This window comes from Kitasatospora sp. NPDC041988 (assembly GCF_055588525.1).
On sequence record NZ_JBVJCO010000032.1, the window covers coordinates 97,454 to 104,044 of the forward strand.

Consider the following 6,591-nt stretch of genomic DNA (forward strand, 5'->3'; position numbering starts at 1 on the left):
CACACCCCCCCTTTCCGGGACCGGTCTTTGCCCCCCCCACCCCCCAAATTGGTGGGATGGGGGGGGGGGGGCCCCCCCGCGCCCCCCCCACCCCGACCGACGCGGCCCAGCCGATCCCAGCCTCGACCACGGCGTCGGCAGCAGCGCGGCAGAGATCCCATGCCTGATACCGTCGCCCAGCCCGAGCGACGGGCAGTCACCCCCTCAATCAACCGCTCTGACAAGGGACTTTGCAACTTCCCCCCGCGCAACCCTGGACCTCTCCCGTGTGTATCTTCTATAAATCCATCCCATGACCCACAATAATGTGAGCGCTCACAACTCCGGCCTCTTCCCTCGCCGCACCGTGCACCTGGACTTCCACACCGGCCCCGACATCCCGGACGTGGGCCGGGACTTCGACCCGGCGGCCTTCGCGCGGACCTTCCGGGACGCGCACGTCGACAGCGTCACCGTCTTCGCCAAATGCCACCACGGGCACCTCTACCACGGGACCGACCGACCGGAACGCCACCCCGGACTCGCCCCCGACCTGGACCTGCTCGCCGAGCAGGTCGACGCCCTGCACTCCGTCGGCATCCGCGCGCCGATCTACCTGTCGCTCCAGGTCGACGAGTACGCGGCCCGGGAACACCCCGAGTGGATCGCGCACGGCGAGGACCTGAAGCTCGCCCGCTGGAGCACCTCGGCGTTCGAGGCGGCCTGGAACATCCTCGACATGTCCAGCCCCTACGCCGACTACTTCGCGGACCAGCTGGACGAGGTGCTGCGGCGGTTCGCCCCCGTCGACGGGATCTTCATCGACATGTGCTGGAACCAGCCGAGCGTGAGCCGCTGGGCGGTGGACGGGATGCGCCGCGAGGGGCTGGACCCGGCCGACGCCGACCACCGGGGCCGGTACGCGAACCTGGTGGCCCAGCGCTACATGGCCCGCTACTCCGCGATGGTGGAGAAAGCGCTGCCTCCGGACGCCGTCCAGGGCGTCTGGTTCAACAGCCGGCCGAAGACCGGGCTGCCCGAGGAGCGGCAGTTCGTGCGACACGTCGAGGTCGAGGGGCTGCCCACCGGCGGCTGGGGCTACGCCTTCCTGCCGTACGTGGGCCGCTTCGTCCGCCCGTTGGGGCTGCCGGTCCTCAGCCACACCGGGCGGTTCCACGAGAGCTGGGGGGACAACGCCGCCCTCAAGCCCCGAGCTGCGCTGCTCTACGAGACCAGCCAGATGCTGAGCCACGGTCTGACCGGCGGCGTGGGAGACGTCCTGCACCCGCGGGGCGTGCCCGCTCCCGCGGTGTACGAGCTCATCGGCTCGGCCTACGGGCACATCGCGCGGTGCGAGCCGTTCGTCGACGGCGGCCGGGTCGTCAGCGAGATCGCCCTGATCACCGACCCCGCACTGGGTGACAACCCCGGGGCGGCCAACATCGGCGCCGTACGGGCACTGCAGCAGCTCCGCGCGCAGTTCGAGGTCGTCCTGCCGACGGCCGACCTGAGCGGGTACCGGGCCGTCGTGGTACCGGAGACCACGAAGGTCGACGACGCCCTCGCGGAGCGCCTGCAGGCCTACCGGCGGGCCGGTGGCGCCGTGCTGCTGGTCGGGCCCGCGCTGCTGCGGGACGGCGGCGAACCGACGCTCCCCGACCTCCCGGTGGAGGACCTGGCACAGGCTCCGGCCGGCGAGTACTTCCTCGCCTGCGAGGGCGTCCCCGGTGTCCCGGAGGACTTCCCGGTGATCAGCTACGGCTCCCGGCTGGCCGCCCGGGGCCGGCCCGGCGCGGAGGTCCTGGCCCGGGTGGTGGAGCCCTACTTCCCCCGCTCCTGGGACCGGTTCTGCGGCCACTCCTACACGCCCCCGGCCGACTCGGGCGAGGAGGTGGCCGCCGCCGTCGGCGACGGCGTGGCCGCGGTGACCGTGCCGCTGCTGGAGGCGTTCCACGAGCACGGCCTGGAAACGTACCGCCGGCTGTTGGGCGCGGCCCTGGACCGGCTGCTGCCGGACCCGCTCCTCCGCGCCGGCGGTCCGGTCCACCTGGAGACCACGGTCGTCCGGACCACCACGAGCACCGTCGTGCACCTGGTCAGCTTCGTCCCGTCCCGGGAGACCCCGGAACTGGACCTGGTGCACGACCCGTTCCCGCTGGTCGACGTGCCCGTCGCCGTCCGGCTCGCCACCGCGCCGCGCTCGGTGCGGCTGCAGCCCGCCGGACAGGAACTCGCCTGGCAGCACGACGGCGAGTACGTCCACGTACGGGTCACCACCGGGGACGGGCACGCGATGGTCGTGGTCGAGCACGACTGACGCAGGGCCCGCCCCGCCCTCCGGCCCCCGCGCCCCTCACCCGGGGGCCGGGGGCCGGCGGCCGGGAGTCGGGGCCCGGCACCGGGTCAGCCGACGGGCAGCAGGGTCGGGTCCGCCATGATCCGGCGGACCGTCGTCAGCGCCGCGCCCATCAGCGGTCCGCGCCGCCCCAGGGCGGACGGACGCAGCGCCTCCGGGTCCCAGGGGCGCACGGTGACCCGGGCGGCCAGCTCGGCGCGTATGGACGGCAGCAGCCAGTCGGCGAGCTCGGCGTAGGCGCCACCGAGGACCAGACCGTCCGGATCGACGAGTTCCACGGCCGACGTGAGGGCGAGACCCAGGGCCCGCCCCGCGCGGTCCAGTGCCGCCAGCGTGGGCGCGTGCCCGGCCCCCGCCCGCTCGGCCAGCAGGGCGACCGGGTCGCCCGCGCCGTGCTGCGCGAGACCGGCCTCGCGCAGCACGGCCTCCTCGCCCGCGTACTGCTCCAGGCAGCCCCGGGCGCCGCAGACGCAGTCGGGGCCGTCCGGGTGGACGGGGATGTGGCCGAGTTCGCCGGCGAAGCCGCGGGCACCCCGGAACAGCCGCCCCTCGATCACCAGGGCGGCCCCGATGCCGGCTTCGGCCGAGACGTGCACGAAGGTCTCGGCCGGTTCGGCGTTCCAGAACTCGGCCAGCGCGCCGAGGTTGGCCTCGTTCTCCGGCTCGGGCACGGTCGCCGGGTCGGGCCAGTGGTCGGCGAGCCGGACGCCGCACCAGCCGAGGTTGGGCGCGCGCTCCACCAGCCCGGCCGGTCCGTTCGGCACCACCCCGGGCACGGCCAGCACGCGGCCCTCGACCCGCAGCCCGAGGGCCTCGGCCTCGGCCTGCGCCTCGGCGGCCAGCGCGGCGGCCTCCGCGAGCACCTGCCCGGCGGGCCGGCCCGCGTTGGCCTGGTCCACCCTGCGCCACACCCGCGGCTCGCCACGCAGGTCCGCCACGCAGGCGCCGAGGTGGGTGACGCCGATCTCCAGACCGAGCCCCGCCGGGCCGTGGTCACTGACGGTCAGCGCCCGGCCGGGTCGGCCGACCCGGCCGCTGGCGGTGGCCGCCGCCTCGGTCAACGCACCCCGGCCGATCAGCTCGTCGACCAGGGAGGAGACGGCCGCCCTGGTCAGCCCGACACGCCCGGCGACGTCCGCGCGGGAGAGCGGGCTGTGCTCGGCGACCGCGCCGAGGACGAGCGCGAGGTTGCGCCGACGCATGTCCTGTAGCGAAGCGGGCCCGTTGTCCTGGCTCCTGATCGCACTGCCGACCGCCGTCACGCGCCGCTCCTCCTACCGGTCCCCGGCCGGGGCGCCCTGCAACGCTCCGGCCCGACGCAGGGTATCGCTGATCCGTTCGAGCGCGTCGCCGTCCTTCGCCACGGGCTCCAGCGTGCAGCCCTCGGCCGTCCGCCAGCGGCGTGCGACGGTGTCGGCCGCCTCGCCGGTGAGCAGCGCGGCGGCCTGGGCGGCGGCACCCAGCGCGACCAGCTCCTGCGCCTCGGGCACCCGGACCGCCCGGCCCGAGAGGCGCAGCACGGTCTGCTGCCAGGCCCGGCCACGGGCGCCGCCGCCGATCAGCAGCAGCGGCTCCTCGCCCGCCCGGTCCGTGCCGCCGGCGCGCAGCACGTCGTCCAGGGCAGTGAGCAGGGCATGGGCGGCGCCGTCGTAGGCGGCCTGGAGCATCTGCCCCGGGGTGGTGTCGTGGCGCAGCCCGTGGACCAGACCGGAGGCACCGGGGAGGTCCGGTGTGCGCTCACCGTCCAGGTAGGGCAGCACCACCACGGAGCCACCGTCCTCGACCTCCTCGCGCCCGCGTCCGAGGAGCGCGGCGAAGCGGTCGACGGCGAGGGTGCAGTTCAGCGTGCAGGCGAGCGGCAGCCAGCCGCCGAGGGCGTCGGCGAAGCCCGCGACCGTTCCGCTCGGGTCCACCGGCCGGGTCCGGCCGACGGCGTAGACCGTCCCGGAGGTGCCGAGGCTGAGCACCGGTTGCCCGGGCCGCAAGCCCAGCCCGAGGGCGGCGGCCATGTTGTCGCCGGTTCCGGCGGCCACCAGTGCCCCCTCGCGCAGCGCCGTCCCCGGGCGGACCACGCCCGCTCGCGCGCCCGGCGCGAGGACCTGCGGCAGCAGGGCCTCGTCGAGGCCGATGCGGTCGAGGACGTCCTTGTCGTAGCCGTCCGGCCCCCACCAGCCGGTTCCCGACGCGTCACCGCGGTCGGTCACCGCCTCCCCGGTCAGCCGCTCGGTCAGGAAGTCGTGCGGGAGGCGGACAGCGGCCACGCGTTCGGCCGCAGCGGGCTCGTTGGCGCGCAGCCAGGCCCACTTGGGGGCGGTGAAGGCCGCGGTCGGCAGGCTGCCGGTGCGCCGGGCGATCTCCGCCGCACCGATCCCGGCCCGCAGCTCGGCGGCCTGGGGGGCGGACCGGACGTCGTTCCACAGCAGCGCCGGGCGGACCGGCTCCCCGGCCGCGTCCAGGGTGACCAGGCCGTGCTGCTGACCGGCGACCGAGACGGCGGCCGCGCGCTCGGCCCAGCCCGTCGCGCCCGCGGCCTCGCCGAGCGCCCGCCACCACTGCTCGGGATCGCTCTCCCGGCCGGCGCCGGTGCTGACCCGGTGCGGGGCGCGGCCCTGGCCCAGCACCGCGCCGGTGTCGATGTCGACGGCGAGGGCCTTGGTGGACTGCGTCGAGCTGTCGAAGCCGATCACGACACGTTGCTCAGCCATGCGTTCCTCCAAAGGGGGTTCCTTCTGACCTTCCGGCATACTAATTTGTTGAGAGCCCTGACAAACACCCCTCCGCACTGTTCCGGAGCCGCTCCATGTCCAGCGACCCGCTCGTCCCCACCCCCGCGCACAAGTTCACCTTCGGCCTGTGGACCGTCGGCTGGCAGGGGCGCGACCCCTTCGGCGACGCGACCCGCCCCGCCCTCGACCCCGTCGAGACCGTCCAGCGCCTGGCCGAGCTCGGCGCCTACGGCGTCACCTTCCACGACGACGACCTGATCCCCTTCGGCGCGGGCGATGCCACGCGTGAGGAGACCGTCAAGCGCTTCCGTGCCGCGCTGGACGCCGCCGGGCTGAAGGTCCCGATGGCGACCACCAACCTCTTCACCCACCCCCTCTTCAAGGACGGCGCCTTCACCGCCAACGACCGCGACGTACGCCGCTACGCGCTGCGCAAGACGATCCGCAACATCGACCTGGCGGCCGAGCTCGGCGCCTCGGTCTACGTCGCCTGGGGCGGGCGCGAGGGCGCCGAGTCCGGCGCGGCCAAGGACGTGCGCACCGCACTCGACCGGCTGAAGGAGGCCTTCGACCTGCTGGGCGAGTACGTCGAGCAACAGGGATACGACCTGCGCTTCGCGATCGAGCCCAAGCCCAACGAGCCGCGCGGCGACATCCTGCTGCCCACGGTCGGCCACGCCCTGGCATTCATCAACGCGCTGGAGCGGCCCGAGCGGGTCGGCCTCAACCCGGAGGTCGGGCACGAGCAGATGGCCGGGCTCAACTTCCCGCACGGCATCGCCCAGGCCCTGTGGCACGACAAGCTGTTCCACATCGACCTCAACGGCCAGTCCGGCATCAAGTACGACCAGGACCTGCGCTTCGGCGCGGGAGACCTGCGGCAGGCCTTCTGGCTGGTCGACCTGCTGGAGTCGGCCGGCTACGACGGCCCCCGGCACTTCGACTTCAAGCCGCCGCGCACCGAGGACTTCGACGGCGTCTGGGCCTCGGCCGCCGGCTGCATGCGCAACTACCTGCTGCTGGCGGAGCGCTCCCGCGCCTTCCGTGCCGACCCGGAGGTCAAGGCCGCGCTCGCTGCCTCCCGGCTGCCCGAACTCGCCCTCCCCACGGCGCAGGACGGCCTGGCCGCGCTGCTGACGGACCGCTCCGCCTTCGAGGAGTTCGACGTCGACACCGCCGCCCGGCGCGGCATGGCCTTCGAGCAGCTGGACCAGCTCGCCCTCGAACACCTCCTCGGCGCCCGCTGACGCCGACCACGGAAGCCGGGTCGTGCGCACCGCACGACCCGGCTCTCGGCGCTCGCCCGGCAGCCCGCGGCTCCGGCCGGACGGTCCCGGTGGACCGCCGACGACGAGGAGCCCGCGCCTCGCTAGGGCTTGTCTGACAATTCCCGCCGCGCGCGCCGCCCCGGACGGCCGTCGGTGCGCACGCAGTGGCACGGGCCGGGGGGGGGGGGGGGGGGGGGAGGGGGGGGGGGAGGGGGGGGGGGGGGGGGGGGGGGGGGGGGGTGGGGGGGGGGGGGGAGGGGAG

At 75.0% G+C, this 6,591-nt stretch carries 4 protein-coding genes; 2 read left to right on the top strand and 2 right to left on the bottom strand.

The window, feature by feature from the left end:
* The first annotated feature begins 292 nt into the window (after positions 1-292).
* Complete coding sequence (locus ACZ6NC_RS28380; RefSeq protein WP_465736597.1) at positions 293-2,296, top strand: alpha-amylase family protein; 2,004 nt, start codon at positions 293-295, stop codon at positions 2,294-2,296.
* Between the two features lie 86 nt (positions 2,297-2,382).
* On the opposite strand, the gene ACZ6NC_RS28385 is transcribed toward ACZ6NC_RS28380, so the two are convergent.
* Both ACZ6NC_RS28385 and xylB read right to left on the bottom strand, forming a co-directional pair.
* On the bottom strand, positions 2,383-3,537 hold the full coding sequence (locus ACZ6NC_RS28385) for an ROK family transcriptional regulator (protein WP_465736598.1): 1,155 nt from the start codon (positions 3,535-3,537) through the stop codon (positions 2,383-2,385).
* A 72-nt stretch (positions 3,538-3,609) separates the two neighbouring features.
* On the bottom strand, positions 3,610-5,040 hold the full coding sequence (gene xylB, locus ACZ6NC_RS28390; RefSeq protein ID WP_465736599.1) for a xylulokinase: 1,431 nt from the start codon (positions 5,038-5,040) through the stop codon (positions 3,610-3,612).
* Positions 5,041-5,135: 95 nt separating this feature from the next.
* On the opposite strand from xylB, the gene xylA reads away from it, so the two are divergent.
* The gene (xylA, locus tag ACZ6NC_RS28395; protein WP_465736600.1) at positions 5,136-6,308 is read left to right on the top strand and encodes a xylose isomerase; all 1,173 of its coding nucleotides are present in this window, start codon (positions 5,136-5,138) and stop codon (positions 6,306-6,308) included.
* Positions 6,309-6,591 lie beyond the last annotated feature (283 nt).

Bases quoted from the DNA above. Each gene is read 5' to 3' on its own strand.
- ACZ6NC_RS28380 (WP_465736597.1), top strand. From the start codon at position 293: ATGACCCACAATAATGTGAGCGCTCACAACTCCGGCCTCTTCCCTCGC.
- xylB (WP_465736599.1), bottom strand. From the start codon at position 5,040: ATGGCTGAGCAACGTGTCGTGATCGGCTTCGACAGCTCGACGCAGTCC.
- xylA (WP_465736600.1), top strand. From the start codon at position 5,136: ATGTCCAGCGACCCGCTCGTCCCCACCCCCGCGCACAAGTTCACCTTC.
- ACZ6NC_RS28385 (WP_465736598.1), bottom strand. From the start codon at position 3,537: ATGCGTCGGCGCAACCTCGCGCTCGTCCTCGGCGCGGTCGCCGAGCAC.